The sequence below is a fragment of the Abyssibacter sp. genome (genome assembly GCF_964229365.1).
Classification (GTDB): Bacteria; Pseudomonadota; Gammaproteobacteria; order Nevskiales; family OUC007; genus Abyssibacter.
This window is the reverse complement of sequence record NZ_CAXRDQ010000024.1, coordinates 1-25,531: the sequence shown is the minus strand read 5'-3', so window position 1 is coordinate 25,531 and position 25,531 is coordinate 1. Positions and strand designations below refer to the sequence as shown.

28 protein-coding genes are annotated in these 25,531 nt (G+C 65.6%); 8 read left to right on the top strand and 20 right to left on the bottom strand.

What is annotated here, in order from left to right; genetic code table 11:
• Positions 1-94 precede the first annotated feature (94 nt).
• The gene (locus tag ACE1EY_RS03615; RefSeq protein WP_370299501.1) at positions 95-1,099 is read left to right on the top strand and encodes a hypothetical protein; all 1,005 of its coding nucleotides are present in this window, start codon (positions 95-97) and stop codon (positions 1,097-1,099) included.
• On the opposite strand, the gene ACE1EY_RS03610 is transcribed toward ACE1EY_RS03615, so the two are convergent.
• The 10 genes from ACE1EY_RS03610 to ACE1EY_RS03565 are packed head-to-tail and all read right to left on the bottom strand — an operon-like array spanning position 1,086 to position 9,648.
• Positions 1,086-1,529 carry a hypothetical protein gene (locus ACE1EY_RS03610; protein WP_291515012.1) on the bottom strand — a complete coding sequence of 148 codons (444 nt, stop codon included), beginning with the start codon at positions 1,527-1,529 and terminating at the stop codon, positions 1,086-1,088. The two genes, ACE1EY_RS03615 and ACE1EY_RS03610, sit on opposite strands and share 14 nt — an antisense overlap.
• Before the next feature lie 25 nt (positions 1,530-1,554).
• A complete protein-coding gene (locus ACE1EY_RS03605) occupies positions 1,555-2,787 on the bottom strand; it encodes a beta-ketoacyl-ACP synthase (protein ID WP_291515011.1) in 1,233 nt (410 codons plus the stop codon).
• Positions 2,780-3,517: a 3-oxoacyl-ACP reductase FabG gene (gene fabG, locus ACE1EY_RS03600; RefSeq protein ID WP_291515010.1), complete on the bottom strand. Its 738-nt coding sequence runs from the start codon at positions 3,515-3,517 to the stop codon at positions 2,780-2,782. Before fabG ends, ACE1EY_RS03605 begins: the two co-directional genes overlap by 8 nt.
• Positions 3,514-3,984 carry a 3-hydroxylacyl-ACP dehydratase gene (locus ACE1EY_RS03595; protein ID WP_373928037.1) on the bottom strand — a complete coding sequence of 157 codons (471 nt, stop codon included), beginning with the start codon at positions 3,982-3,984 and terminating at the stop codon, positions 3,514-3,516. Before ACE1EY_RS03595 ends, fabG begins: the two co-directional genes overlap by 4 nt.
• Positions 3,985-4,018: 34 nt before the next feature.
• On the bottom strand, positions 4,019-4,594 hold the full coding sequence (locus ACE1EY_RS03590) for a DUF3261 domain-containing protein (protein ID WP_291515008.1): 576 nt from the start codon (positions 4,592-4,594) through the stop codon (positions 4,019-4,021).
• Positions 4,591-6,912 (bottom strand): hypothetical protein, encoded by a 2,322-nt coding sequence (locus tag ACE1EY_RS03585; protein WP_291515007.1) that lies wholly within the window; start codon positions 6,910-6,912, stop codon positions 4,591-4,593. The genes ACE1EY_RS03590 and ACE1EY_RS03585 overlap by 4 nt, the downstream gene beginning before the upstream one ends.
• Positions 6,913-7,521 (bottom strand): outer membrane lipoprotein carrier protein LolA, encoded by a 609-nt coding sequence (locus ACE1EY_RS03580; RefSeq protein WP_291515006.1) that lies wholly within the window; start codon positions 7,519-7,521, stop codon positions 6,913-6,915. It abuts the gene before it with no gap.
• Positions 7,518-8,771, bottom strand: coding sequence for an AMP-binding protein (locus ACE1EY_RS03575; RefSeq protein ID WP_370299500.1), 1,254 nt, complete (start codon positions 8,769-8,771; stop codon positions 7,518-7,520). Before ACE1EY_RS03575 ends, ACE1EY_RS03580 begins: the two co-directional genes overlap by 4 nt.
• The gene (locus tag ACE1EY_RS03570) at positions 8,768-9,367 is read right to left on the bottom strand and encodes a hypothetical protein (protein ID WP_291515004.1); all 600 of its coding nucleotides are present in this window, start codon (positions 9,365-9,367) and stop codon (positions 8,768-8,770) included. Before ACE1EY_RS03570 ends, ACE1EY_RS03575 begins: the two co-directional genes overlap by 4 nt.
• A 2-nt stretch (positions 9,368-9,369) precedes the next feature.
• Positions 9,370-9,648 (bottom strand): phosphopantetheine-binding protein, encoded by a 279-nt coding sequence (locus ACE1EY_RS03565; RefSeq protein WP_291515003.1) that lies wholly within the window; start codon positions 9,646-9,648, stop codon positions 9,370-9,372.
• 108 nt (positions 9,649-9,756) lie between these two features.
• Between ACE1EY_RS03565 and ACE1EY_RS03560 the strand changes: the two genes are divergently transcribed.
• A complete protein-coding gene (locus ACE1EY_RS03560) occupies positions 9,757-10,182 on the top strand; it encodes an acyl-CoA thioesterase (RefSeq protein ID WP_370299499.1) in 426 nt (141 codons plus the stop codon).
• A 3-nt stretch (positions 10,183-10,185) separates the two neighbouring features.
• Here ACE1EY_RS03560 and ACE1EY_RS03555 read toward each other — a convergent pair whose 3' ends face one another.
• From ACE1EY_RS03555 to ACE1EY_RS03540, 4 genes are read right to left on the bottom strand one after another with little or no spacing between them, the layout of a single operon-like run.
• Complete coding sequence (locus ACE1EY_RS03555; RefSeq protein ID WP_370299498.1) at positions 10,186-11,511, bottom strand: NAD(P)/FAD-dependent oxidoreductase; 1,326 nt, start codon at positions 11,509-11,511, stop codon at positions 10,186-10,188.
• Between the two features lie 48 nt (positions 11,512-11,559).
• Positions 11,560-12,387, bottom strand: a complete 828-nt coding sequence (locus ACE1EY_RS03550) for a lysophospholipid acyltransferase family protein (RefSeq protein WP_370299497.1) — start codon at positions 12,385-12,387, stop codon at positions 11,560-11,562.
• Complete coding sequence (locus tag ACE1EY_RS03545; RefSeq protein WP_291514999.1) at positions 12,384-13,193, bottom strand: beta-ketoacyl synthase chain length factor; 810 nt, start codon at positions 13,191-13,193, stop codon at positions 12,384-12,386. The genes ACE1EY_RS03550 and ACE1EY_RS03545 overlap by 4 nt, the downstream gene beginning before the upstream one ends.
• On the bottom strand, positions 13,190-14,383 hold the full coding sequence (locus ACE1EY_RS03540) for a beta-ketoacyl-[acyl-carrier-protein] synthase family protein (RefSeq protein WP_291514998.1): 1,194 nt from the start codon (positions 14,381-14,383) through the stop codon (positions 13,190-13,192). The genes ACE1EY_RS03545 and ACE1EY_RS03540 overlap by 4 nt, the downstream gene beginning before the upstream one ends.
• A 330-nt stretch (positions 14,384-14,713) precedes the next feature.
• Between ACE1EY_RS03540 and ACE1EY_RS03535 the strand changes: the two genes are divergently transcribed.
• Positions 14,714-15,289 (top strand): hypothetical protein, encoded by a 576-nt coding sequence (locus ACE1EY_RS03535; RefSeq protein ID WP_370299496.1) that lies wholly within the window; start codon positions 14,714-14,716, stop codon positions 15,287-15,289.
• Positions 15,290-15,311: 22 nt separating this feature from the next.
• Here ACE1EY_RS03535 and ACE1EY_RS03530 read toward each other — a convergent pair whose 3' ends face one another.
• Positions 15,312-15,656 carry a hypothetical protein gene (locus ACE1EY_RS03530; protein ID WP_370299495.1) on the bottom strand — a complete coding sequence of 115 codons (345 nt, stop codon included), beginning with the start codon at positions 15,654-15,656 and terminating at the stop codon, positions 15,312-15,314.
• On the opposite strand from ACE1EY_RS03530, the gene ACE1EY_RS03525 reads away from it, so the two are divergent.
• The 5 genes from ACE1EY_RS03525 to ACE1EY_RS03505 are packed head-to-tail and all read left to right on the top strand — an operon-like array spanning position 15,637 to position 19,996.
• A complete protein-coding gene (locus tag ACE1EY_RS03525) occupies positions 15,637-16,569 on the top strand; it encodes an ABC transporter ATP-binding protein (protein ID WP_370299494.1) in 933 nt (310 codons plus the stop codon). The two genes, ACE1EY_RS03530 and ACE1EY_RS03525, sit on opposite strands and share 20 nt — an antisense overlap.
• Positions 16,566-17,762 carry an ABC transporter permease gene (locus ACE1EY_RS03520; RefSeq protein WP_291512760.1) on the top strand — a complete coding sequence of 399 codons (1,197 nt, stop codon included), beginning with the start codon at positions 16,566-16,568 and terminating at the stop codon, positions 17,760-17,762. The genes ACE1EY_RS03525 and ACE1EY_RS03520 overlap by 4 nt, the downstream gene beginning before the upstream one ends.
• Positions 17,759-18,025 carry a phosphopantetheine-binding protein gene (locus ACE1EY_RS03515; protein ID WP_291512759.1) on the top strand — a complete coding sequence of 89 codons (267 nt, stop codon included), beginning with the start codon at positions 17,759-17,761 and terminating at the stop codon, positions 18,023-18,025. The genes ACE1EY_RS03520 and ACE1EY_RS03515 overlap by 4 nt, the downstream gene beginning before the upstream one ends.
• A gap of 1 nt (position 18,026) precedes the next feature.
• Complete coding sequence (locus tag ACE1EY_RS03510; protein WP_291512758.1) at positions 18,027-19,136, top strand: beta-ketoacyl synthase N-terminal-like domain-containing protein; 1,110 nt, start codon at positions 18,027-18,029, stop codon at positions 19,134-19,136.
• Positions 19,133-19,996, top strand: coding sequence for a hypothetical protein (locus ACE1EY_RS03505; RefSeq protein WP_370299493.1), 864 nt, complete (start codon positions 19,133-19,135; stop codon positions 19,994-19,996). Before ACE1EY_RS03510 ends, ACE1EY_RS03505 begins: the two co-directional genes overlap by 4 nt.
• Here ACE1EY_RS03505 and ACE1EY_RS03500 read toward each other — a convergent pair.
• The 5 genes from ACE1EY_RS03500 to ACE1EY_RS03480 all read right to left on the bottom strand — a co-directional run bounded on the left by ACE1EY_RS03500 (position 19,993) and on the right by ACE1EY_RS03480 (position 25,125).
• A complete protein-coding gene (locus tag ACE1EY_RS03500; RefSeq protein ID WP_291512756.1) occupies positions 19,993-21,039 on the bottom strand; it encodes a BtrH N-terminal domain-containing protein in 1,047 nt (348 codons plus the stop codon). The two genes, ACE1EY_RS03505 and ACE1EY_RS03500, sit on opposite strands and share 4 nt — an antisense overlap.
• A complete protein-coding gene (locus ACE1EY_RS03495; protein WP_291512755.1) occupies positions 21,036-21,452 on the bottom strand; it encodes a hypothetical protein in 417 nt (138 codons plus the stop codon). Before ACE1EY_RS03495 ends, ACE1EY_RS03500 begins: the two co-directional genes overlap by 4 nt.
• A gap of 29 nt (positions 21,453-21,481) precedes the next feature.
• Positions 21,482-22,630 (bottom strand): beta-ketoacyl-ACP synthase III, encoded by a 1,149-nt coding sequence (locus ACE1EY_RS03490; RefSeq protein WP_291512754.1) that lies wholly within the window; start codon positions 22,628-22,630, stop codon positions 21,482-21,484.
• An 11-nt stretch (positions 22,631-22,641) separates the two neighbouring features.
• Positions 22,642-23,577 carry a hypothetical protein gene (locus ACE1EY_RS03485; RefSeq protein ID WP_291512753.1) on the bottom strand — a complete coding sequence of 312 codons (936 nt, stop codon included), beginning with the start codon at positions 23,575-23,577 and terminating at the stop codon, positions 22,642-22,644.
• Between the two features lie 297 nt (positions 23,578-23,874).
• A complete protein-coding gene (locus ACE1EY_RS03480; RefSeq protein WP_291512752.1) occupies positions 23,875-25,125 on the bottom strand; it encodes a CehA/McbA family metallohydrolase in 1,251 nt (416 codons plus the stop codon).
• Positions 25,126-25,531: the final 406 nt, after the last annotated feature.

Genomic DNA, 25,531 nt, shown 5'->3' with positions numbered 1-25,531 from the left:
CACTGATTCAAGACTTCGATATCCCTCGCGCCGGACGCTGGCCTCGCTGCAAACAGCTTGGCCATCACCTCCCGGCACGACGGGGCTGCGACCCATGCTGACCGTCCAGACAACCACCCTCAATCGCGAATGCCTGCTCGACCGGCCCGACGTGCTGGCCGTGGTCGACTTTGATGCCAACCCTGGCGAACGCCCCACCGATGCCCGGCATATTGTCACGCCGCTGGCGGCGGATACACCGTATCGCGAAGTCTGGACCAGTCCATCCGGCCCGGTCACCACAGGCACCAGTGGCGCTATTCATTACGCCCGAACCGACAGCGAAACCATCGGCAGCCTGATACTCGAAGATCAGGGCGAGGACATCGAAACCCTCGCGCATCGAGCCTATGCCGAGTTGCTGGCCTGGCTAGGCCAACAGAACCACCAACGTCTCTGGCGCGTATGGAATTTCTTCTCCGACATTAACGACGGCGAGGGCGATGACGAACGCTATCGGCGTTTCAGCCTGGGCCGCCACCGCGCACTGCGGGAATCTGCGCTTCCGGAACAGGCGCTGCCCCCGGCAACCGCCATCGGCTGCGAGGCCGCACAGGTATTTCTGATGTTCATCGCGGGCGCGGCTCCCTGTGAGCCGGTCGAAAATCCGCGGCAGATCAGCGCCTACCGCTACCCCCGGCAATACGGCCCAGCCAGCCCGTCATTTGCCCGCGCCGCCAAGGTCAACAATGCCGCCGGCGGGGCCCTCATCGTGTCGGGCACCGCGAGCATCGTTGGGCATGAAACCCGCCACGAGGGCGACTGGCGGCGGCAACTGGATGAAACCCATCGGAACCTCGCCAGCCTGACGCAGCGGGCGGATGTCGCTGCCGCTCCGGCAGCGCTGCGCGCCTACACGCGCCCTGGCGTGCCCGCAGATGAACTCATCGAACGCATCCAGGGGCATTGGGGCAGGGAGACGCCGGTGATCCCGCTGCGTGGCGAGATCTGCCGGCGCGACCTGCTGCTGGAAATCGAGGGTCTGTGGCCGCTCGCGGCCCCGGGTGCGATCGGCGAACCGGAATCCCAGCCCGCCGACACGACCGCTATTCGAACTTGACGACCTCGCCCTTCATCGTCACACCCGCCAGAACATTGCCCGCGCCACACATGTACTCCGTCTTGGACGTGAACGGCGTGTTGCGATAATTGCTGGTGATGTTGACGACGGCATCGCCGCCCAGCTGCAACGCTCGGTCCCGCAGCGACAACATTGCGGAGAACAAGGCCCATTCGCAGGCTTCCTGATCCGTCTTGTTGAACGCGTTGGTTTTCTTGTTTGACTGGTACTCGCCAAGGCGTGAAGCCACCGCGGGATGACTCTGTTCGCCAAAGTAGAACTTGACCTCGTTGCCGAGGCGGTTTTGCACGTCTTCCCGAGCGAAGAAATCCTCCAGCGGAAAGGTCGAGTGCTCATCACGTGCCTGAGCCATACCAACCGGCAGCGCGAGCAACGCCATCAGTGTTGCCGCAAGAATCTGTCTCGTCATGAGGTTGGAACTCCCTGGTGATCAATCAAAAATGCCACCGGCGAAATACTAGCGAACTGTTCACGCCCCCAAAAGCGAAGTTGTTGTTCATCACGTACTCGGTCCGGATATCCCGGCTCTGGTTCATGACGTAGTCCACATCTCCGCATTCGGGGTCGGGATTTTTCAGGTTCAGCGTCGGATCGAAGCGATCCCGATTCATCATTTCGATCGCAAACCATGACTCCAGCGCGCCGCATGCGCCCAGCGTGTGGCCCATGTGCCCCTTGTAGGAGGCGAACGGTTTGTGTCCAAGAACCTCCGCCGTGGCGCGGCTTTCGGCAATGTCACCATGGTCCGTCGCCGTGCCGTGGGCACAGACGAACCCGATGTCCTGTGCCGAGACGCCGGCATCCCGAAGCGCGAGCCGCATCGCGGCGGCCATCATGTCCTGATTCGGCCGCGTGGCATGCCCGCCGTCAGAACTGGCCCCGTAGCCGACGATTTCGGCGAGAATCGGCGCCCCGCGCCGCTGCGCGGATTCCAGTGATTCCAGCACCAGCGTGCAGCCACCCTCGCCAATCACGAGTCCGTCGCGGTCACGGTCGAACGGCGAGGGCGTCTGCGTGGGGGTGTCATTCTTGATGCTGGTGGCGTACAGCAGATCGAAGACCACGGCCTGCGACACGCAAAGCGCCTCCGAGCCACCGGCGACCATGGCGTCGACGCGGTTGAAGCGGATCGCCTCAAACGCATAGCCAATCGCCTGGCTGCCCGAGGTGCAGGCGCTGGACGTCGGGATGTTCCGCCCCTTCAGGCCGAAATGCATGCTGATGTTGGCCGACGTGGTGTGCGGCATCATCCGCAGGTAGCTGGTGGAGCTCACTTCGCCGCGCCCGTCGCCGCCAACGAAGCGGCTGAGTTCCTGCGTGGCCGCCGTGCAGCCGCTGGATGACCCATAGGCCACACCAATCTGCGTCAGATCGGCCGCCTGCAGATCAAACCGGGCCTGTTCCAGCGCCAGTTCGGTAGAGCGCACGGCCAGCTTGGCGACCCGACCCATGGTGCGGATCTTCTTGCGCGTGTAGGTCGGCGGCAGTTCGAATGCCGGCACCTCGCCCGCCAGGCGCGTGCGCATGTCGGTGTAGCGATCCCAATCGTCCATGCGGCGGATACCGCTTCGATGGGTCGCCAGACCATCGGCGATCTCATCCCAGCTGCCGCCCAGCGGACAGAACCCGGCCGCGCCGGTGACGACCACGCGTTGCAGGTCAGCCAAGCATGCCTCCGTTCACCGAAATCACCTGTCGGGTGATGTAGCCGGCGTCCTTGGAACATAAAAATGCGATCAACGCCGCGACCTCTTCAGGTTCGCCGACACGTTTGGCGGGAATGAGCTTCACAATTTCCTCCAGCGGTGCGCCATCGATCATTTCGGTGCGGATCGGGCCGGGCGCCACGCAGTTCACGGTGATCTTGCGGCCTGCCAGCTCGACCGCAAGCGCCTTGGCCGCGCCGATGATTCCGGCCTTGGAGGCGCTGTAGTTCACCTGCCCGCGATTCCCCATCAGGCCGGACACCGAGGTGAGCGCGACAATGCGTCCGGGGGCACGCCGTCGGATCATCGGCATGATCAGCGGATGCAGCACGTTGTAAAAACCGCCGAGATTGGTATCGATCACCCGGTCCCAGTCGGCTTCGCCCAGGGCGGGAAACGCGCCGTCGCTGGACACACCCGCACTCAACACAACGCCGTAGTACGCGCCGTTCGCCGCCACGTCGGCTTCAATCGCCTCGCGCGCAGCGCCGCGGTCGCTGACATCAAAGCGCAGCAGCCGCGCCTGCCCGCCGTCGGCGCGGATGGCGTCGATGACGGCCTGGGCCTCGGCATCCCGCTGGCGATAGTTCACCACCACCTCGTAGCCGTCGGCAGCCAGTCGCAGCGCGGCCGCCTGGCCAATCCCGCGACTGGCGCCGGTGATCAGAATGGATTGACGACGGTCGTTCATAGGCCCTGTTCCAGGTATTTGATCGGGTCGGCCGGCTGGTAGACGTTGATGCGGGCGGTCATGAGTTCATCGCCGTCTTGGACAATCCGGCAATCGAAGGTGGCGAGACCATCGTCCGGCATGTGGACCTCCTGCACGACGACACGCAACCGGTCGCCAAAGTTGAAACTGTCCACCGCGCAGCTCACGCGCCGGGCGCTGACCAGAAAGCCGATCTTGACCGGCTCACCCCGGCTGCGCGCCAGCACGCCACCGAAGGCCGCGATGCCCTGCGCCATGTATTCGACGCCGACCCACACGGGCACGCCGTCCTGCGCCGCGAACTGGCAGGCGGGGTGGATGGCGACGACAGCTTCCAGGCTGCCTTCCGACACGCTGACGATCTCGTCGATCAACGCCATGGGCGCATCGTGCGGGAGATAGGGTTCGGCCGCACAGGGCAGCTCTGGAATGGAAAGCGCGTGCATAGACAACGGGAAAGGCGCGACGGTGGCTCGCGAATCAGCTCGCGTCGGGTATCGGTTCGGCCGACGCCGGGACCGGTCGGATTTCAAGCGTATAACCCAGTTGGTGATTGAACAACCGGGCACTGCCGTCCGCTGCGAACTGCACCTCCGCGATCAACATGTCGCGGCAGTACAACCGGCGTGATCGCGTGTCGTGGTCCAGGCGCCACCGACCCTTATCCAGCCGCCCAGCCAGCGAGTCGGCCGGCCAGTGCACCAACTGGTAATCCGACACCAGCACGCGGGCATCCAGGGCCGGTGCTTCGCCCGTCAGCCAGACGATCTCGGGGCTGCCCTCGTGGTGATCCAGACGGAACAGTTCCAAGCCAATCAGGTTAAAGCCGCGCAAACGCAATAGTTGCGGTGACCGCTCTCCGACCACCAGCAACTGGCGACGGTGGCCATCCGGCCCGAGCAACGTAATCACCTCGGCCTGTGATTGGGCACCCGACCAGCCGGCCACCGGTTGCGGCGGCAGAATCGGTGGACAGGGCGCCGGTCGGGGCAAGCCCGCGCAGCCTGTCAGCCACAGCGCGGCGAGCAGAGATGCCCCGATACTCCGCCGCCTCATGCCGCCACGCCTTGGCGCCGCCAGAGCAACCAGGTGGACGCCAGCGCGATCACCACTCCCAGCACCACGGTCGATCCGAACTCCGCAAGCGCCGGCGTGGAACTCAAGCCCAGCAAACCGAAGGACAGCAAGGTGGTCAACGCCGAGAGCGCAATGGCCAACAAGGTCGGACTGGCATGACTGCCGGCTTCACGGGCAAACACCGCGTAGTCGATGGACAGGCCGATGACCAGCAGCAGCGCGAACAGTCGAAACACGGTGAATGGCTGCCCCAGCCAGCCGCACAGGCCCAGCGTGCCGACCACCGCCAGCAGCGACGGGAGCGCCACGGTCACGGCGCCTCGAGTGCCGTAGCGCAGCCCAAGTACCAACAGCACCGCGGCCGCTGCGAGCACAAGCACACGCGCAGCGCCCTGCCGCGCCGCGGCCAGTTGCCGCTGTGCCGCCGCAATCGTGTCCCGCCATCGAACATCCACGCCCGACGCCCTCTGTGCCGCTGCCCATTGCACGACTGCCTCGACATCGCCCACGTCACTCACCCGCACCAGCCCCACCCAGGCATCCGCCAGCGGCGCGATCAGATCCGGGTACGGCGTGCCGGCCATGTCCTCGCGCCAGCCATCAAAGCGCAGCGGCGTGCTGTCGTTGAATGCGGCGCGCCGGGACTGCGCCCAGGTGTCGGGTGCGTTCAGGTCGGCGGCGAGCTGATCCAGCGCCTGCCCCGGCGCGTACACCAGGGCATCCAGGCGATCGTGGACGAGCTGCTGGCGCCGCTGCGACGGCAGGGACCGCGCGACATGCAGGTAGTCGCGTAGCACGCCACGGCGCTTCAGATCATCGAGACCCGGTTCCAGCCGCTCCAGCGACTCCAGCAACGATTGCCGCTCCGCGGCTCGGACCACCAGCATTTGCGAGGCATCCCAGCCTCCGACAATGGCGCGTACGGTCCGCGCCTGCGCTATCAATTCCGGCGGCGAAAAATACATGGCGCGCAAATCGTCCCTGGTCTGCAACTGCAATAGTCCGGCCGCGCCCACACCCAGCAGGCCCACGATCCAGAGCACGGCCCAGCGGTCGGACTTCGGCCGGCCGGCCAGCAGGCGCTCGGCGAATTCCAACCCGGCCTCGCGCGGCTTGAGGCCATCGGCTCGCAGCCATCGCGGCAGTACGCAGAACACCGTCAGACAGGCCCCGCCGAGCCCGAACATGGCGAATACCGCCACCTGCCGCAGACTCTCGAAGGGCGCCATCAGCAATCCGGCGAAGGCGACGCAGGTCGTCAGCAAACCCAGTGAAATGCCCGGCATCACCGCGCGCAGCCGCTGCTGGCCATCGCCGGGCGCGATCAGCAGATGCAGGGCGTAGTCCACCGCGATCCCGATCAGCGCAGCGCCGAACACCATCGCGATCAAATGCAACCGCGGAAATAGCAGCGACACCGCGGCAAACCCGATGAGCATGCCCGAGGCAATGCTGAGCACGGTGAGCACCAAGGGACCGGGGTGGCGAAACAGCCAGCCGAGCAACAGCGTAATGGCGATGATGGACAGCACACCGATACGGCTCATCTCCCGCTTCGACTGCTCGGCTGCGCGGTCGGTATGCCGGCTGACGCTCAGGTCCAGATAGCGCGCGTCAGCCACCACCGCGGTGACGGCCGCAGCCAGCGCATCCAGCGCCGCTACCGTATGGCGGGCGCCCTCCAGCCCGAAGGTTTGCGCGCCGGTCGACAGCCGCAGCACCGCCCAGTCGACACCCTGACCGGCCTTGATCGGGATATCGCCGTCCAGCTCGAAGCCGGCATCGGGCCAGCGGCTGGAGGCAAAGCGACCCAGGGTGCCGAAGGGGTCGGCGTCGAAGCCGAGGCTGGACGCCATGCCTGTCGGCGCATAGAGCCGGCGCAGCGCCTCGGCGGCTATATTGCTCGCGGTGGCATGCTGAACACGCTGCCAGTCGCCAGCGGACAGCAGATGTCCACGGTGAGCGAGCAGCGAATCGGCCGGAGGCGGCCGGGCCCACGGCTGGCGCTGCAAAACCTCGCTGCTGTCGACAAATTCGCGGGCGGCCCGCACCGCAACGCGCAACTGATCCCGTTCCGCATGCCCGAGCAGCACCATGGTTTCGCCGAGTGACGCCGCCGTCTGATCCTCCAGCCAGCGGTCAACATCATCCGTTGCCGTCACCCCAAAGGCCCGGCGGATGTCGGTCTCGATGCCTTGCCCATTGATCCAGGCGAGTCCGACCAGCAGACCGGCCAGGGCGATCATGCCCAGCCAAACAGCCAGCCCGGCGCGGTGAAGGAATGCGGCGCGATTCAATCAGGGCGGCCCCAGAATGTCGCGTTCGCGCGGCGTCAGCTCACGAGCGGGTGCCGTGTCCAGGCGGATGGTCGTAGTTTCGCCGGCCCCGTGGTCCAGCACCACCCGATCAACATGCGCACCGCCGGAGACACTGATGGCGTGCAGATAGGCGGCGGAGGCCTCGGAGCGCGGCACCAGCCGGACGCGCCAGCCGTCATCGCTCGTATCGGCCGTCAGCGCGAACAGTCCGTCCAGCGAGGCGAATCGGCCGGACAGCAGATCGGTGAGCAGTCGGGCGGTCATCCGGTTGCCCTGCTCGCCCAGCGGCGGCGCGGCCCACGTGGACGCCTCGCCCCCAATCCGCTCCTGCACCTGCCCGTCGCGGATGCGCAGTTCCGATTCGGCCGGAGTCAGCACATGCCAGTAAAGTCCCTGCTCGCGCTGCAACACGAACTCACCGGACGAGACCAGCGGAAACGGCAGCGATGCCACGCGACGCTGCTGGGTGAACTGACCGGTCACGATGGATTCCTGCGCCAGCTGAGCGGTCACGACATCCAGCTCGGACGCCGCCGCAGTAAGCCCCCACAACCACAGGACCGCCACCCAGGCGCAGCGCCTGATCACGACGCCCCTGCCAGCAGCTCGCGCAGCGCGGCGGCGGCGGGTTTTCCGGTCGGCGTTTTCGGAATCGCGCTGACATGACGCAGCGGCCGCGGAATAAAGACCGGATCGACCCGCAAGGCCAATGCACTGCGAATCGCCGCGGCGTCCACACCGGGCGCGACGACCACCGCCGCCACGCGGTCGGCCGCGTCCAATATCGTCACCGCTGCGTCCTCGACACCGTCGACGCTCAGCAGGGCTTCGGTGAGCGCCTGCTTCGAAAAGCGCTTGCCACCCACCTTGATCATGTCGTCCGGGCGCCCAAGCAGCCGGAACCGCTCCGAGGACAACACCTCGAGCCGGTCCTGTATGGCGGTGCCGGCCGGCAGATGATCGCATTGCAGCCGTGCGTGGCTGGCGTCGAAACGGACTCCCGGAAACAGGTTCCAGGTCTCGTCCGCGGTGGGCTCGCGGCTGGCGATCGCGCCGGTTTCCGTGCTGCCGTAGATCTCGACGACACGGCATGCCAGCCGTATCTGCAGTCGCTCGGCCAAAGCGGTCGGCAACGGCGCCGCCGCCGACACGACGACATCAACGGCCGGCACGGCGATGTCGCTATTCAGCAAGGCCTTGAGATGCACCGGCGTGCTGACCAGCATGCGGGGACCGGGCAGGCTTGCCAGCGCGGCAGCAATATCCGCCGGGAAGAATGGCCGCCCGGCGTACACGACATAAGGGGCGGCCAGCGCCGTGAGCACGGTCGTTTCCAATCCATACATATGCTGCGGCGGCACCGTGGCGACCACCCCGGTGCCGTCGCTCACCCCGTGGCGCGCCAGCGCGGCGACCAGACAGGCGGCATCGCCCAGCAGCGTCGGCCAGGTTTTGGCGACGGGCTTGGGCATCCCGGTACTGCCCGAGGTATACGCCACGGTGGCGGTGCCGGCGTAATCCAGCACGGCACGCCAACCGGCGTCGCTGACGGGGGTCCGGGCATCGTCGACGCATCGGATTTCGATGGCATCGGGGTAACCGGCCCTGACCGCTTCCAGCGCACTCGCCGAGTCGGCGCTGGGCAGCAGGCAGGGTTGACGCCGCATCGCGCTGGCCAGCAGCACGGTGACGAAATCCAACCGGTCAATGCAGAGATTGAGCAGCGGACGGTCTGGCAACGTCGCGACCAACCGACTCGCTCGGGCAAAGGCGGCGTCAACTGACCAAACCGCACCATCGGACCGCTGCCACACGCCGGTTTTCGGGCGGGCGGTCATCGAATGTCGCGCACGTCGGTCTTCGCCAGGCCGCGCAGGTAGTCGCGAATCGAGGTGTGCGCCTCGTTCGGAACGATTAGCCGGCGCAGGAAGAACTCCAGCACAAACACCGCCGCGACAATCAGGTAGCTGATGAAATTCGTGAACAGCGACCAGACCTCGTCACTGGCCCCGATCGCCAGCAAGATGCTGATCAGCGCCATCACGGCGAAAAAAAGGCTCCAGAACGCGGTCAGCCTGCGGGTGTAGCGGACCAGTGGTTCGGGCAGGGCCTCGCCACGAATCTTGCGCGCCATGAATGAAATAATCGGCGTGCGTCCCGCCGTCAGGCTTTGTGCGAAAAACACGCACAGAAACCCGTTCATCAGCACGGGCGGCAGATAGAGAAAATAAATCGCCAATCCCGACAGGCTGACCCAGATCAGTCCGGCAGTCCCCAGCAACGCCGTTGCCAGCGCCCAGGGCCGGCGCCGCAGCAGGGCGCCGGACAGACTCATGAGCAACAGCAACACCAGGGCAGCGGCGTACAAACCGTTGTATTCGGTGACGATCGCCGCGTGCACGAGCAGTGGATAGGCGAGCCAGAGGGCGCGCATGGTCAGTCCTTGTTGGCGACCACGAACTCCGTCAACGACCGCAAGGACCGAAAAATATCCTTATTGCGGGCGTCATCGGCCCGGATCTGAACCCCGTACTTCTGGGCGATGGCCTGTGCGATTTCCAGGGCATCGATGGAATCCAGCCCCAGCCCGGTCTCGTCGGCGCCAAACAACGACGCCTCGGGCTCGATGTCTTCTGGGGATTCGTCCTCCAGGTTCAGGGTCTCGACCAGCAGGGAGGCGATATCCAGTTCGGACTGGGACAGTGAATTCTGCATTGCGCGAACAATTCGATAAGGTGATAACGGTTAATTCTACCGTTCCCGGACCCCGACAACACACGTCCACGACAGGCAGCCACGCCGGGCCTCCAATAACCTTCGCGCATGCACCAACACGAAACCCTGCTAACCGTTCCGTTTCACGACGCCGACATGATGGGCGTGACCTGGCACGGGCATTACATCCGCTACATGGAAATCGCGCGCTGCGAATTGCTCGAGCGGATCGGCTACACCTATCTGGACATGTACGACTCCGGCTACGCCTGGCCGGTGGTGGATCTGAAAATCCGCTATTCCAAGGGCTGCACATTCGGCGACCGGCTGCGCATTCTCATCACCGTTGATGAAGTCGAATTCCGGTTCAAGCTGAGCTATCGGATTGAGAATGCCGACACCGGCGAGCTGCTGACCAAGGCGGCCACCACGCAGGTGGCGGTGGATACGAAAACCGGCGAGATGAGCTATCCCTCGCCGAAGATTCTCGTCGACCGCATCGAGGCGTTTGCCGCAGGCCCGTCCGCCGCCTAGGGCTCAGGCTTCCGGCGCAGCACCGGTATCGGAGTTCAGCATCACCCGCACACGCGCGCGCCGGCGAAACCATTCTCGAATCGCGGCCGGCAGCTGCAGCACGCTGAAGAAGTAGTAGAGCCCACGGAAGAACATCAGCCGCGGTCGCACGCCGTTGTCCCGCTCCACGTCGCCGGCGAGCAGCGAGGTGACCGCTTCCTGCACCCGCCACGGATTGCCCGGATTGGTGAACAGATGCCGAATGCCCGGCGAGTTGAAGCGGGCGATCATCCAGGTGAAATCCTTGACGCTGCGGCGTGAGATCCGCTCGAAGGATTCGCGTAACGCCACCGCCTCGGGCGCGCCACGCAGCTCGGCATCCACGTAATCGGCCCCGCGCAGCGCAGCTCGCATGCCGAGCAGCACGCCGCTAGAGAACACCGGGTCGACAAAGGCCCAGGCGTCGCCAACGAGAATCGCGCCGGGAAAGCACATACGTTCGCACTGGTAGGAGTAATTGCCCGCCGCGCGCACCTCGCCCACCAGCTTCGCATCAGCCATTCGCTGCTGCACATGCGGCGGCGTCATTGCGATGGTCTGCGCGAGAAAGTCCTCGGTGCTGCCGCGTCGTGTCTTCAGGTAGGCCGGGCTGCACACCGCACCCACGCTCATCATTCCGTCGGGTAACGGGATGAACCAGATCCAGCCGTGTTCGAACCAGCAGACGCTGATCAGGCCGGCTTCGGGTCCGGGATTGCGGGGCACGCCGTCGAAATGGCCGAAGATCGCGGCGCTGGCATGCCGCTGGTTCTTGCGCTTGATGCCGAACTTGCCGCCCAGCATGGCGTCGCGCCCGGAGGCATCCACGACATAGCGCGCGGCCCAGGTCTGCGCATCGCCTTGTTTGGGCTGGACCGCCAGGGTCGCGCCCGCCCCGTCGGCGGCGAAGTCCACCGCCGTGACCCGTGACTCCTCGCAGACCGTCGCCCCATTGCGCTCGCAGTTGCGCAGCAGCACCTCATCCAGCTGATCGCGACGTACCTGGTAGGCATCGGGGAAATTCTTGTCCAGCGCATCCCGAAAATAGAAGCGGTGTGGCGGCTGCTTGGGGTCCACGTCGTAGAACTCGGCGCCAGGCTTGTACACACCGATGCGCTCCACCTCGTCGAGCACACCGATTTGCTCGAACACCGGCTGGTTCATCGGCAGCAGCGACTCACCGATGTGAAACCGCGGGTGCCGTTCCTTTTCGAACAGCACGACCCGCCAACCTTTTTTCGCCAGTGCGTAGGCAGCGGTGGAGCCAGCCGGCCCACCGCCGATCACGGCGACATCGCAACTATGGGTCATTCGGGATTCCGACATGTGAAGAACTTCCGCTGTGGGCCGGGGGGCCGCTCAATCGAGACGATGAGCATGCCGATGGTGTTCGAGAAAGGCTTCGAGATGGCCCGTCAGCTTTCGCGCCGACATCGCCCGGCTCGAATCCGCATCGAGAAAGGGTTCGATGTCGATCGGCTCGCCGACGCGTAGCGAAATATGAAACCGGCGCGCCGGGACCGAATACCAGGGCAAGCCCTTGGTGAGCGTGCTCGGCTGGCAATCGATCATGATCGGTCGCAACGACTTGCGGGCACGCAAGGCGATATTGGCCGTGCCCCGCTGTAGCCGCACCGGCTCGCCAGGGCGGGTGCGCGTACCTTCGGGAAAGATGATCAGCGTCTGGCCGTCATCGAGCACCTCGGCGCAGCGGTCGACCAGCCGCGCGGAATCCACATTCGGCACATAGCCCGCGGCGCGGACCGGACCGCCGGTGAACGGATTGCGGAACAGCGAATCCTTGACCACGCAGCTGGTCCGCGGCACCTGCGACAAGACCATCACCACGTCGATTAGCGTCGGATGGTTGGCGATGATGATCTGCCCCGGCTCGCGCAGCTTTTCGGCGCCCTCGATGGAGTAGGTCATCAGCCGCAGCGTGCGCATCAGCTCCACGAACAGACGCATGACGCAGTGGATCACGAACTGCATGCGGTGATGCACCCGCGTCCGGTCTCGGGTTAACAGCACGACCAGCGGGAATACCAGCAGACCCACGCAGATGCCGCCTAGTCCAAACACGGTGAACGCCAGTCCGGTGGCGAAAATACGCCAGGCACGATTCAGCGACCCCCCAAACGGGGCGACCCACGCGCCGCGCGTCGAAACCTCCGAACGCGTGTTCATGACTTGGGTTGGTACGACATGCCGAGCCCCCATTTCCCCGACGGCATCGGGGTCACCACCTCGCCCGGCACCTCGCGCGCGACCAGCTCCAGCAACGGCAATGCGCGCGCGGCCGGGTTGGCGGTGCGAAGTGGTTCGAGCGCTCCCTGCATTCGAGACTCGCCCAGAGGGGCGGCAGGATCAAGTCGCAGTTGGCCCAGACTGCGCAATGGATCACCGGACAACAGCATGGCGACAGCAAACGGAAACGGAACCGGTCGCGCCAGCGCCAAGGGCGGGCGCGTCATCACGTCAAAACAGACCAGCAACACCGGTTCGCCGGATGATTCGTTCACTTGCAGCGAGGCCTCGATCAGGCCGGCCGCGAAGCTGGCGTCGAAGGCCGACAGGCTCGTCGATGCGGCCCGCGCCTGGTTGGCAATGCCCCAATAACCCGCCGAGGCGTTGTGCACCGAATTGTGGAATTGCGTCGGAGACAATGCGACCGGCTGCTCCGTGAGCGCCCGACAGATGTCGTCGACGATATCCATGTCGCCGCTGCAGGACGCGAACACGCTACGCAAATCACCGCGCGCGCAATCGGTGTTCGCCAGTGCATCTTCGCTGGCGGCAAAGGCGATCCGCGTGATCGGGGAGGTGCGGCGGCGCTCGTTGCGGGGCAGGCCGGCCGGTGGCGGATACCGGTCGATGTCCTCCGGTATCGGGATCGCCACGTCGCCGCGCAGGCCGGCGCGTGCGCTGGCCCAATCCGGCCAGCCGGGCGCGAAAACGCCCACCCCGGCGACGTGGGCAGTCAACACACTCATGCGCCGCCCCCCAGCAACAGACTGCAATTGCTGCCCCCGAAACCAAAGGAATTGCTGAGCACATGCCGAACCGGCCTCGCCTGGCCGGTCAACGGGATGGTGATGCCGATATCGGGATCAATGGACTCGGTGTTCAGGCTTTGCGGCACGTAACCGGCGCGAATCGCCAGCAATCCGACCACCGCTTCGAGGATGCCCGCGGCACCGAGGCAGTGACCGGTCCAGCCCTTGGTCGAGCTGCATGGAACCTCCCGACCGAGCAGGGCTTCCACCGCGCGGGCCTCGGCACGATCGTTCGCCGGCGTGCCGGTGCCGTGCAGGTTGACGTAGTCCACCGATCCGGCATCCAGCTCCGCCTGTTGCAGGGCCTGCTGCATGGCCAGACGGGCGCCCGCACCGTCGGGGTCGGGTGTCGACATATGGTGGGCATCGCTGCTCTCGCCATAGCCCAGCAACTGCCAGGGCGCGGCGATCTCCGGCCGTTCGAGCAGGGCGAAACCGGCGGCCTCGCCGATGGAGATCCCGTCACGCATCGCATCTGCCGGGCGGCAGGCCCGTGGCGACACCAACTGCAGGGCATGAAAACCGAACAAGGTGGTTTCGCATAGCGTGTCCACGCCACCGACGACCGCCGCATCGCAGACTCCCGCCCGGATAGCCCGTGCGGCGGCCGCGAACACCTTGGCGCTGGATGAACAGGCCGTCGAGATGGTCTGGCTGAAACCATCCACGCCCAGCGCCGAGGCCACGAAGGCGCTAACCGAATGCACGTTGTGGGTGTGGCGGTAGTCGTACCAGCCGGGCAGCGCATCGAAGTCAGACGCCGCCGCGGCCTGGTAGGCCTGCTCGGTCTGCGCGATACCGGAGGTGCTGGTGCCGAGAAACACGCCGACCCGACCGGCGCCGTAACGCCGGACGGCATCGCCGACCCGATCGGCAAACCCGTCCTGATTCAACCCATGCCAGGCGAGGCGATTATTACGGCAATCAAATGCGGCGCTGCCCGCCGGGAGCTGGATCGCATCCAGCGACTCGACCGCGCCGAGCCAGCCAGGGGCATGGGTGTAGCCGGGCGTCGATGCCGCAGGCTGCAAACCGCTGCGCCCCGCCAGCAGGGCGGCCTCGTGAGCAGACAGGCCGGCGCCCAGGCTGCTGGTGACCGTGGCCGCGGTGATGGAGAGGACGGGCATGAAGAATCTGGCGTGGCGTGTTGGTGTGAGTCGATGAAGCGCCTGCGCGCTCACGGATCGGCTGACCGATCCGCCGTCGCGGCGTCAAGCGTGGATTCCCTGGGATTCGGCGATGTCATCGCCGATGCGCATCCGATGCCTGGAAAAGCGTATTCCCCGCGCGTAATTCTAGCGAGGCTTGTGACAAAACGCTCGGAAACAAAACGTAAAATCATTAACTTCATTGCGACGGTCAGCACATTCGGGTGGGACCCGTGGAGGCGGCACAACGAGCCGACAAGACGCTCGCGCCGCATGACCGTGTCGAATCCACAACCAAGGGGAAATGCAATGACGTTAAAGACGCTCTGCCTGGGCGCGGCCGCGGCCGCGGCCGTACTAGTCGCAGGCTGTTCATCGGTCGAACTCAAGGACGGCGACCGCGACATGGTCGGCGCCACGGTGTACACCAAGACCAACCTGCACCCGGATGAGGCTGCCAAGCGGCTTTACGCGGTGAATTACCAGCAGGCTGGCCTGATTCCGCTTTGCACTGCGGTGACGGTCGACGAGGTCCAGAGCGACGTGATGGTCTTCACGGTGCAAGACACCGGGCGCCAGTACCACTACATCTACCACAAGGCCGCGGCCGAGCCGTTCCCGGATCATCTGAAGCGGTTCTTCGGGTTCTCCTGTCCGGAGAATGAGCCGGCCTCGCTGTCCGCCATCGATCAAGAGGGAATACGCAAAGGCAAAGCCCTCAAGGGCATGAGCAAACGCGGCGTGATTCTCGCGATCGGCTTGCCGCCACGGCATGTGACACCGGACACCGACCGGATGGACCAGTGGACCTACTGGTCGAATCGATTCAACCGCTTCATCGTTGAATTCGACGATGCAGGCTGGGTGACCACGATTCAGGAGTAGCCCGCACGGCCGGGCGCAGCGGTCACCGCCTTTTCAGGTCCCGCATGCGCTGCGCCCGGCGTTCTTCGCGCAACTGCGCCTGGCGCTCCTGCAGCGCGCGCAGTTCATCCGGCGTGAGATGATCATCGGCGTTCAGGTCGATCTCGTCGAAGCGGGCATGGATAATTCGCGGAAGACCATCTTCCACCTCTTGGCGCGACAGGCTTCGGTTGTTATCCACATCCGCCCGACGAAACTGGGCCTCGCGGTCCGGCTCTGGTGCGATACCGTCGTCCGCGGCGGACACCGACGAGAACAGCACGCCCAGCCACCCCAGCAGCAACGCAGGCAGAATCGCAACGCCCTTGATGAATAATTCTTTGACCATTCAAGGTGTTAAGAAGGTTTACCTGCATTCTGACACACCCGCCCTCGATGGTGTCGACCTGGCCATCCCGGGTAGTTGCGCGTTCGGGCTGATCGGCCCCAACGGGGCTGGCAAATCCACCCTGATCCGACTGATTCTGGGCCTGCTGAAACCCGACGCCGGGCAGATCACGGTCGCGGGATTCGACCTGGCCACCGCCCTACCCGCCGCGCGCAAACTGTGCGGGCTCGCCCCGCAGGACCCTGGATTCTTTCCACTGCTAACCGTGGCGGAGAACCTGCGCACCTTCGGCGCCGCCGCCGGACTTCGCGGACGCGCACTCAACCAGGCCGTGGACTCTGCCGTGGCGAGCACCGAGCTGGGCGAGCACGCCAACAAACGCGCCGACCAGCTCTCCGGCGGCATGCGCCAGCGACTCAACGTGTCGCTGGCGCTGCTGGGGCATCCTCCGGTGCTGCTGCTCGACGAGCCCACGGCGGGCGTGGACGCCGAATCCCGCAAGCTGATCATTGACGTGCTGCGCGGCGAAAACGCGCGCGGCGCGACGATCATCTACACCAGCCATTACCTGACCGAAGTCGAGCAGCTCTGCGACCGCGTGGCGCTAATCGATCACGGCAAGCTCCGCTTCGAGGGCAAGCTGCGCGATGCGCTGCATCACGCGGCCCGCCTGCTGGTGGTACAGCTGACGGACGAACCCGGTACGACCATCCGCGAGCGATGGCAGAGCCGTTGGCCGGATGCGGTCATCGGCCCGCAGTCGCTGCAGCTGGAAACCGCATCAGCGCTGTCGGTCCTCGCCACGCTGGAACGCGACGGCGTCACCGTGCGCAGCATCGAATACGGCACCTCCAGCCTGGAGGCTGCCTACTTCCACATGCGCTCGACCGCGGCCTCGGCGGATCAGGCATGAGCGCTCGATTCGCATTGCTGCGCGCGCTGATGCACAAGGAGATCCGCGGCCTGATCCGCGATCCGCAGGGGCTGCTGGTGCTGTTCCTGATGCCGACCATCTTCATTCTGGTGATGTCGTTGGCGCTGCGGGACGTGATGGGCACCCATCAGGCATCGCAGCAGCAGGTGCTGTGGAGCGACGCCGACGGCGGATACTTCGCGCTGGAGCTTCGGCATCGCCTGGAACGCAGCGACCACCTGCGTATCGTGGACGCGCCCGCCGACGAGGCCGGCTTCGCGCCGCCCTACTTTGGCCGGGTGGATGTCGCCGCCGGACTCGCCGAGCGTCTGGCGCCGGACAACCGCGAACCGCTCGTCCAAGTACGGCTAGACCCGGCATTCCCGGTGGCCGGCTCCAGCCTGTTCATCACCGAACTCAAAGGTGTGCTGATCGGGCTGCGGGCCGAGTACATCACCGAGGATTTGTTTGGCGCGCCCGAAGCCGAGGCCGCGCTAATCCGCGAGTCCACGCGCCCCGAGGCCGTACCGGTGCAGGTGGTCTACCCCGGATCGGAACTACGCTCGGAAACCCTGCCCGACGCCACCCAGCAAAGCGTGCCGGCGTGGATCGTGTTCGCGATGTTCTTCGTCGTGTTTCCGCTGTCCACCAGCCTGCTGGGCGAGCGCCGGGAAGGCACCCTGCAGCGACTGGCGCTGCTCAATGCATCCCATCAAAGCGTGTTGCTCGCCAAGCTGCCGGTGTACCTGACCGTCACAGTGATCCAGGCTCTGCTCATGCTGGCCATGGGCGTCTGGATTGTTCCGCTGCTCGGCGGCGAAGCACTGCAACTCGGTGGCCGCTGGCTCGCCCTGCTGCCGATTACCATCGCCACCGGCGCGGCGGCCATGGGGGTGGCCCTGTTGATCGCGGTGCTCGCGCGCACCTCGGCCCAGGCCACCACGGTGGGCGGCGCGGTGAATCTGGTGCTCGGCGCGCTGGGCGGGGTCATGGTCCCCACCATCGTCATGCCGCCGGAACTGCAACTCGCAGGTTTGCTGTCGCCCATGTCCTGGGCATTGGACGGCTATTGGGACATCATCCTGCGCCACGCGCCGGTTAGTGACACGCTGCCGGAGTGCCTGGCACTGCTGGTGCTCGGCACGGTCACCTTCCTGATCGCCACCTGGCGCTTACGACAAGATTTCGCATGAAAGGCTCCGACGACACCGCATTCAAGCACGCACTCAAGACGCTAATCCTGGAAGAGACCGAGCAGGAACTCGGCGTCGACGAACTCACCGATACCGAAGCCTTGTTCGGTCCCGACGCGCGGCTGGCCCTGGACTCGATTGACGGGTTGCAGATCTCGATGGCCCTGCAAGTCGCCTACGGCATTCGGATCACCGACCCCAAGGAATTGATGCGCGTGATGCGCGACGTCAACACGCTGGCGGACCATCTCCGGCCAGCCTGACGTGGCCCCGGCATTCATCCGCAGCATCGCCCTGGAATCGGCGCTGGGCGCAGACCCGGCCACACACTGCGACGCGCTGCGCCACCAGCATCTGCCCAGGCCCGCGGCCGTCACGGACAGCACCGGGCAGACCTGGCCGCTGCTACGTCTCGCCGCTGCGGGCGATAAAGGCGGCAGCCCGCTGGCACGCGTGGCGGCCCGCGCACTCGATGATGCCGGACTCACGGCAACGCAACGTGGCGCCATGCCCGTGTTTCTCGGCAGCACCTGCCTGGACATGCCCGACCACGAACAAGCCTTCGCCGCCCGGCCAGACCAACCTGCACTCATGCACGCTCATTGCGGCCGCACGCTGGACAGGCTTTGTACGACGCTCGCGCTGGCCGGCCCGCAGTACACGTTCTCGACCGCCTGCTCGTCGGCGGCCAATGCGTTGCTGCATGCCCAGGCGATGCTGGCCGCCGGCGCGGCCGATCACGCGCTGGTGCTGGGCGTGGAACTGCAGAACCAGCTCACCGTGTCGGGGTTCGCATCGCTGCTGCTGCTGACCCCGGATGCATTGCGGCCGTTCGACGCAGATCGCGATGGTCTGATTCTGGGCGAGGCGGCCGGTGCCGTGGTGCTGGCCCGCACCGCCGAACCAGCGCAGGACTGGGCCCGCCTGTTAGGCGGCGCCAGCGGCTGCGAGGCCGGCAGCCCGACCAATTCCAGCCCGGAGTTTCTGCGCCGAATCATGCAGGCGGCCCTTGCGAGCGCGGGCATTAGCCGCGATGAACTCATCGCGGTGAAAGCCCACGGTACGGGCACGCCAAGCAACGATGCTGCCGAGGGCGCGGCCCTGGCAACACTCATTGACGGCCGCTGCCCGATCACCGCGCTGAAACCGTACTTCGGCCACACGCTGGGCGCCTGCGGCCTGATCGAACTCATCGGCTTGTTGATGGCCTGGCGGCAAGATCTGCTGCCGGGCACGCCGGGGTTTCGCTCCCCCGACGCGGCCCCAGCCATCGCGCCGGTCACGGAATCTCGCGCCCTGCCGGCGTCCGGCGCCATCCTCTGCAACAGTTTCGGATTTGGCGGCAATACCACCAGCCTGGTCGTGCAGCGATGACGCCACTCACCGTTCTGGCCACGAGCGCCTTGGAGCTGCTCGCCGACGATGCTCCGCTGGACCTCAACGCCCGGCTGAAGGCCGAGACCGGCCGCGCCGGCCCGCGCCGCGTGAGCCGCTTCGTGCGGCTGGCCCTGCTCGGCGCACGCCGCTGCGTCGGCGCGACCCCTCTGCCCAGCAGCACCGCCGTCTACCTCACCTCCAACACCGGCCCGGTTGCCGATACCGCCGAGTTGCTGGTGCAGGCCGCAACCGGCCAGCCGCTGCCGCCGGTCCGCTTCGTCAATGTCTCCAGCAACATGGTGAGTTACTACCTCGCGGCGGAACTCGGCCTGCAGGGCAGCAATCAGGTGGTCATGAGCCGGGATCTGGCGTGGTTCTCACTGCTGGAAACCGCATGGTTCAACCTGCCGCCGGGCGGTACCGCGTTAGTCGGCGCCGTCGAGGAATGCGCCTGGCCACTCGCCGCGCATCGCCAGCGGCTGGGCCTGCCAGCAACAGCTGCGTTGGCCGACAGCAGCCACTGGTTGCTGCTGCGACGCGGGGCGGGTGGGACGCCGGGGGACGGCACCGTCATCACCCAGCTGGCTCGCCTGTCCAACGATGCCGCAGCCCGGCAATGGCTGGCCTCAGCACCCAGAAACGCCGCCCTGACGCTATCGCCGATGGCTGCATCCGGGATCGGTCAGGACTGCCCCGTGCACACGAACAATCTCGAAGCCAGCGATGCGGCCAACGGACTCGCGGACGCCGCCGCTGGCCTCGCCTGGTTATCGAGGCTCAGCGGCCGGGCATACCTGCTGGACCGCTCGGCGAGCGGCCGGTGGGGCGTGATTCGGTCGCAGCCGGAGGCTCCCTAGACGGTCTTCTGCGACTCGATGGGCAAAGCCTGCCTTCGCGCCGCCGGCCGCGTGACGGCCAAAAGCCCCTGAAACGTCTGGCGCTCGAGTGCGGCGACAGCATCCAGCGCGGTCACGGGGTCGCGCAGATCCACCGGCTGCCGTGAGCGGATCTGCCGCGCACAGGCCACCGCGAATCGCCGCCAGGCATCGCCGGCAGCGGTCATCTGTTCGGCAACCTCTGCGATGTCCGAGCGCTCCATGTCCTTTGCGCATTCCTGCAGAAAAGCGGCATACATGAAGCGAAAGCCGCCGCCGCCGGTGCCGATCTCCTCCTGCATCCGGACGATCTGACCGAGGTAGAGACGCAGATAGCGGTCATCCTGCCGTGTCGCGACCCGCTGCATGCGTGACGCCAGCAGGCGGATGCCCTTGACCCCGATGAAGGGGATCGGCGCCCGCAGCATCATGTTGGCGGTCTTGCGGACAGCGGGCCGGAACACCTGATGCAAATCCACCACCGCCGGTACCGCCGTCGGCCAGTACATCAGCCCTTTGGGGGCCAGTGCTCCGCGCACGAATCGCGCCCGTTGCAGCGCCTCGGCCGGGCAACGCTGCGGCTGCTCGAACACCGGGTCGCTGACCAGATAGTCGTCGCCATCTCGCCCGTACACGATCAGGTTGTGGGCGTTGAAGTGAAAGCGCATGGCTTCCGGAAAGTAAGGCAGCCAGTACACCGAAGCCTGCAGACCCACGGCGCGGCCCTGCTCCAGCTGGGCATCCAGGGCTGCCATGCCGACCTGCGGGCTGCGAAAGCGCTGCTGCTCCCAGCGCACGCCGATGCGGCGAGCCAGCCCGCGATAGATTCGACCGGGCGGCATGCGATAGCTGGTGAGGGGCAGCTCGTTGATCCGTACAAACGGCAGATGCGCGAAGGTCAGTCCGCCGGACAGGCCCAGCACCATCGCTTCGGACAGCGCCAGGCCGGCGGCTTGCAGCAGAATCGAACTGACGCCGGTTTCGCAATGGCCTGCATGCCGGTGCTGGATGGGCGCGGGGTTCATGACTCGCCCGGCTGCGCTGCGCAGGAGTCCGCCAGATCAGTGAGCGAGCAGCCCAGGGCCTCGGCGTAACGAGCCTTCAGCGCCGTGCCAAGCCCGGCAAAACCCGCCGGGCTGAGATGCCGTTTCACCCGCCACTGCCATAGGCCGGTGGCCTGGGCCAGCGTCGGCAGGTCCATGCGCCGTTCGTACATCAGCACTTCCAGCACCGATCCCTGGCCCTTGGCGAGGCGCTGGCGCGCAGCACGTGCCTGGTCATCAAAGGCTTCCACGGCCAGACAGTTTGCGGCTTCTTCCACGGTCCAACCCGTGGACGCGGCGAGCACGTAACCACCGCCGGCGTCGCGGGCATAAACCGCGCGTTTTTCGGAGGCATAGCCCGGACTGTTGTCTTGCGGTACATCGTCGATCTTCATGGCATGAGTCGTGGTACGGGTCGTGGCAGTCAGATTGCAGTGAGCAGCATATAGGCGGCGGAGAAGCGGCCGCTTTCCGGCACAAAGCACAGCACCTTGTCGCCTGCGTCCAGGCGCCCGCTACGCAGCAAGGCATCCATCATCAGGTAAATCGAGGCAGAGCCGACATTGCCGACCTCGTGCAGGTTGGTGAACCAGCGCTCATCAGGAATCTCGAATCCGATGCGGCTCAGGCCGGCATGAATACGCTTGCGGAAGTACTCGGACGAATAATGTGGCAGGAACCAACGCACCTCGTCGGCCCGCAACGGGTGCCGCGCCAGAACCTCGGGCAACGCCTGTTCCACGGTCAGACCGACGATGTGCTCGTTGAGCTGACGCACATCCTGTTGAAAGCTCAGCGCGCCCGTCGCGGCGAGCTCGTCCGGTGCGAAATCACGCCACCCCTTCAGGCGACCGTCCGGCAGTTTCTTCGCGCCGGCGTACATGCATGCCGCCTGTGCATGTGCATACGACCGTAGCTCGATCCAGTCGAGGCGCAGCGACGGGCCGTCACCGGCCGGTGCATCGCCCAGCAGCAAGGCACCCGCCGCATCCGAGAGCATCCAGCGCAGAAATACGCCATCGAACGCGAGCTCCGGCCGTCGCTCCAGCGCCGCGACCTGGGCCTCGTACTGGGCCGCAAACTGCTCCGAACGCATGAAGCTCGATGCCGTTTCGGACCCGGTTGCCACGGCGTGGCGCGCCTGCCCGCCCGCGACCGTCAACGCCGCATAGCGCAACGCGGCCATGCCGGCGCAGCAGATGCCCGCCAGCGACACCGCCTCGCAAACGCCGGCCTCCGGCAGCTCGCCATGGACCATGACGCCATGACCCGGCGCGATCTGATCCGGCGACGATGTGCCGCAGGCAAGGACGTCCAGTTCGGGCAGTGTGAAAGCATCGCCCTGCAGACCTCGCACCGCTTCGGCGCATAACGCGGCATTGGACGCGGTGGGCTGGCGGGTGTCCGGGTCCACGGCGTAATACCGCGATTGGATGCCGTTGCGGGCCAGCACGATGCGGCGCTCGCGCGCCGGCCGTTCCCCGATCTGGCCGAGTACGGCCTCCATGTCATCGTTGGTGATCGCAGCATTGGGCAGCACCGTCGAGATGCCGCGGATGTAGACGTCTTGCAATGTTTTCCCCGTCAGGGCGCGGTGGCACCCGGTTGACGCTCAAGATCTGAAGCCATGGCGCGGACGCGGTCAGGCGCGAGCAGGCCAATCAGGCGGCGGATGACCAGTGACAGCGGCACCACCGTGATGATCATCAGCAACAGGAATGCCACATACAGCACCAGCACCGCGCGGCGTACTGGCGTGCCGGGCGCGCCGCAGGCCCGCAACAAACGGCCCCAGACACGAAAACTGCGCTTGCCAATACGCTCGCTGCTGGCGAGGGCGGGATCGACCCGCATCGCATCGGTGCACGCGAGCATCGAGCCCACGCCCGACCAACCTGGGTCGCGAATCGCCTGCTCGACGATCGCGCCATAGCGGGACACCCCGCTGATGATCGACTGCGTCAGACCCGCTGGCGGCAAGCCGAGAAACGCATCACGCCGGCCGGTCAGCACCCAACGCGGTGTCGTGACAAACGTGGCCAGCGGCGGACCGGGATCGGTTAGCGCAAGGTGATCGCAAGGCCTGGCGCCCGCCTCTTGCAATAAGGCCAGCATGTCCCGGTGGGCCTCGATCCACATGTTGCGACAAGCGGTGACGGTCACCACCGGCGTGTCATGCAGCAGTCGGCGCCCTGCCTGCGAGCGGATGAAGCTGACGACAGCCGGCGGCGGCGACAGAAACCACACCGGGTAGGTGATGACCACCAACTCGTAATTCGACCCGGCCGACCAGTCCTCCAGCGCGACCGGTTGCTGCGCGACGATCTCCGGAAAGCTGTCGATAAAGCGCCAGAACGGCCAAGGGAACGGATGCGGCGAGCCTGGCTTTAACGCGATGCAATCCACGGTATGGCCCGCCTGCCGCAGCGGCACCAGAAACTGGTTTTCCACCGCGCTGGCCTGACCAGACTGCGAATAGCACACCGCCAGAATCCGCCGGCGGGCAGTGTCGGCACTCATGCAATGTTTCCCATCCCCGAGAAGGCTAAAAGTCTAACAAGCCCCGGGCCTGGGGCGAGGCACCAGAACCGCGAATTGGCCTGAGATGACGCCGTTATGAGGTCGCTAGATTAACCAACGGCGACTCAGAAAAATGTGAACATCATCGAAAGCAAACGCGGGGCTGGGTACCGCCGAACCGGTGGGGCTATCGGTTGCACAGGCGACGGCCTCTGTTACCGCTCACTGAACTGCCGCGCGAGCGCCGGCCGGCGGGTCGCATCAGAAGCTTGGTGGCGTGAATCGATCCGTGTTTGCTTAATACGCCGGATCGAAGTTGAAGTAGATCGGGTTCGACAAGCCGATCATGTTGCCGCTCAGCGCCGCCGCTGCCGGCACTTCGGGGAATAGCGCCTGCTGCCCGGTCACTTCCACCCGGTAGTAGCTTCGGACACCAAAGGCTGGCGTGTCGACAAATTCGGCGCTGCTGGCACCGGGGCCGATGGTCAGCGACGTGAGCTCAAAGCCGTCCTTAATCACCGTGACGGTATAGGGCAGCAGCGCCAGCGGACCGCCGACGAGCGTCACTCGGAAATTCGCCGGCGCACCACTGGGCACGACGTTGTCACCCATCATCATGTCCATCTCGCCATCGCCGTCCAGGTCGGCGTGGAATTCGACCCGCGGGGCATTCGGATTGGAGCTGATCGCGACCCGTCCGTTGGTCAGCGCATCCACCACAGCCTGCGCGGAGGGCTCGGTGGCGAACACCCAGGTCGTGGGGGTTCCCACGTTGTTCGCGCCCGCCTGGATGGTGTTGAACTCCGGCGTATCACCCGCTTCGGGATAGCCGTGATGCGAATCGCTGCCGCCGCGTCCGGTGGGGTTACGTCCGGATTTGAGCATGTCGTCCCAGATCGCCATCGCACCGGTGTTCATGCTCCAGATCGCCGAGTTCCAGACTTCGATGGAATCGACAATGTCGAAACTGAAGCCGAAGTTGTCGCCCCCGGAGGGATGGTTGGCCGAGAAATGAATTCCGAATTCATCGGCCAGCGCCCCGATCCGCGTGTCCAGATCGTCCCGCAGGTCGTAAAAACGCTGATGATCGTAAGCTGTCGCGGAAAAGGTATTGCCGTGACCGCGGTGTGTCGTCCACTCGGCGCCGTACAGCATGATCAGCGGACTGCCCTGAAAGTCAGCGTCGATCCAGGTATTGGCGGCCACAGCGCCGTCGACATGATTGTCGTGATCGGTGATGCCCAGGTAGTCCAGTCCCACGGTGGACGCCAGATCAACGATCTTGCGCACCGGGTTATTCGACGAGTCGGCGCTGTGCTCGGAATGGATGTGTAGATCTCCGGCCAGCCAAACGCCATCGGTCAGACTGGCGACCGGGGGCAGGTCGAGATCACCGGACGGCGCCGGATCGCCCTCATCATGGGGCTCGCCGGGTGCTGGCCCGCCGTCGTCCGGATGGTCGGTCACCACGTCGCCAGCTTGCGGTGGTGCGCTCACACCGCAGCCGGTGATCCACAACACAGCCAGCAGGCCGAAAACGGTTTTCATGATCATGCGGGCCGAAGGTGCGGCCAGGACGGGGAACAGAGAAGCGAGCTTAGCGGCGGCACATTGCGTGAAGGTGACGTGACCCACGCCAACGCAAAAAAACAAGCGGCCCGAAGGCCGCTCAGGGGGCGCCCACTGGGGGTTGGGCTAGCGCCAGAGGGAGTGCAGGACTCGACATCTGACTTCGCAGCACCCTGGGGGGGGAACGTGCTGCGAAGCGGAGTAGACCAGAGTCGATGTAATCAAAATGCGAAATCGATGTGAGTGATGGAATGGACTCCTCCCGCCGTTTTACCGGCATCTGTGTGCCAAGCTGGTGTTTCTGAATCACGAGCTACACCGACAGAAGGAGTCCGAACATGCAATCTACGACGATTGCCGTGGATACGGCAAAACTGGTCTTTGA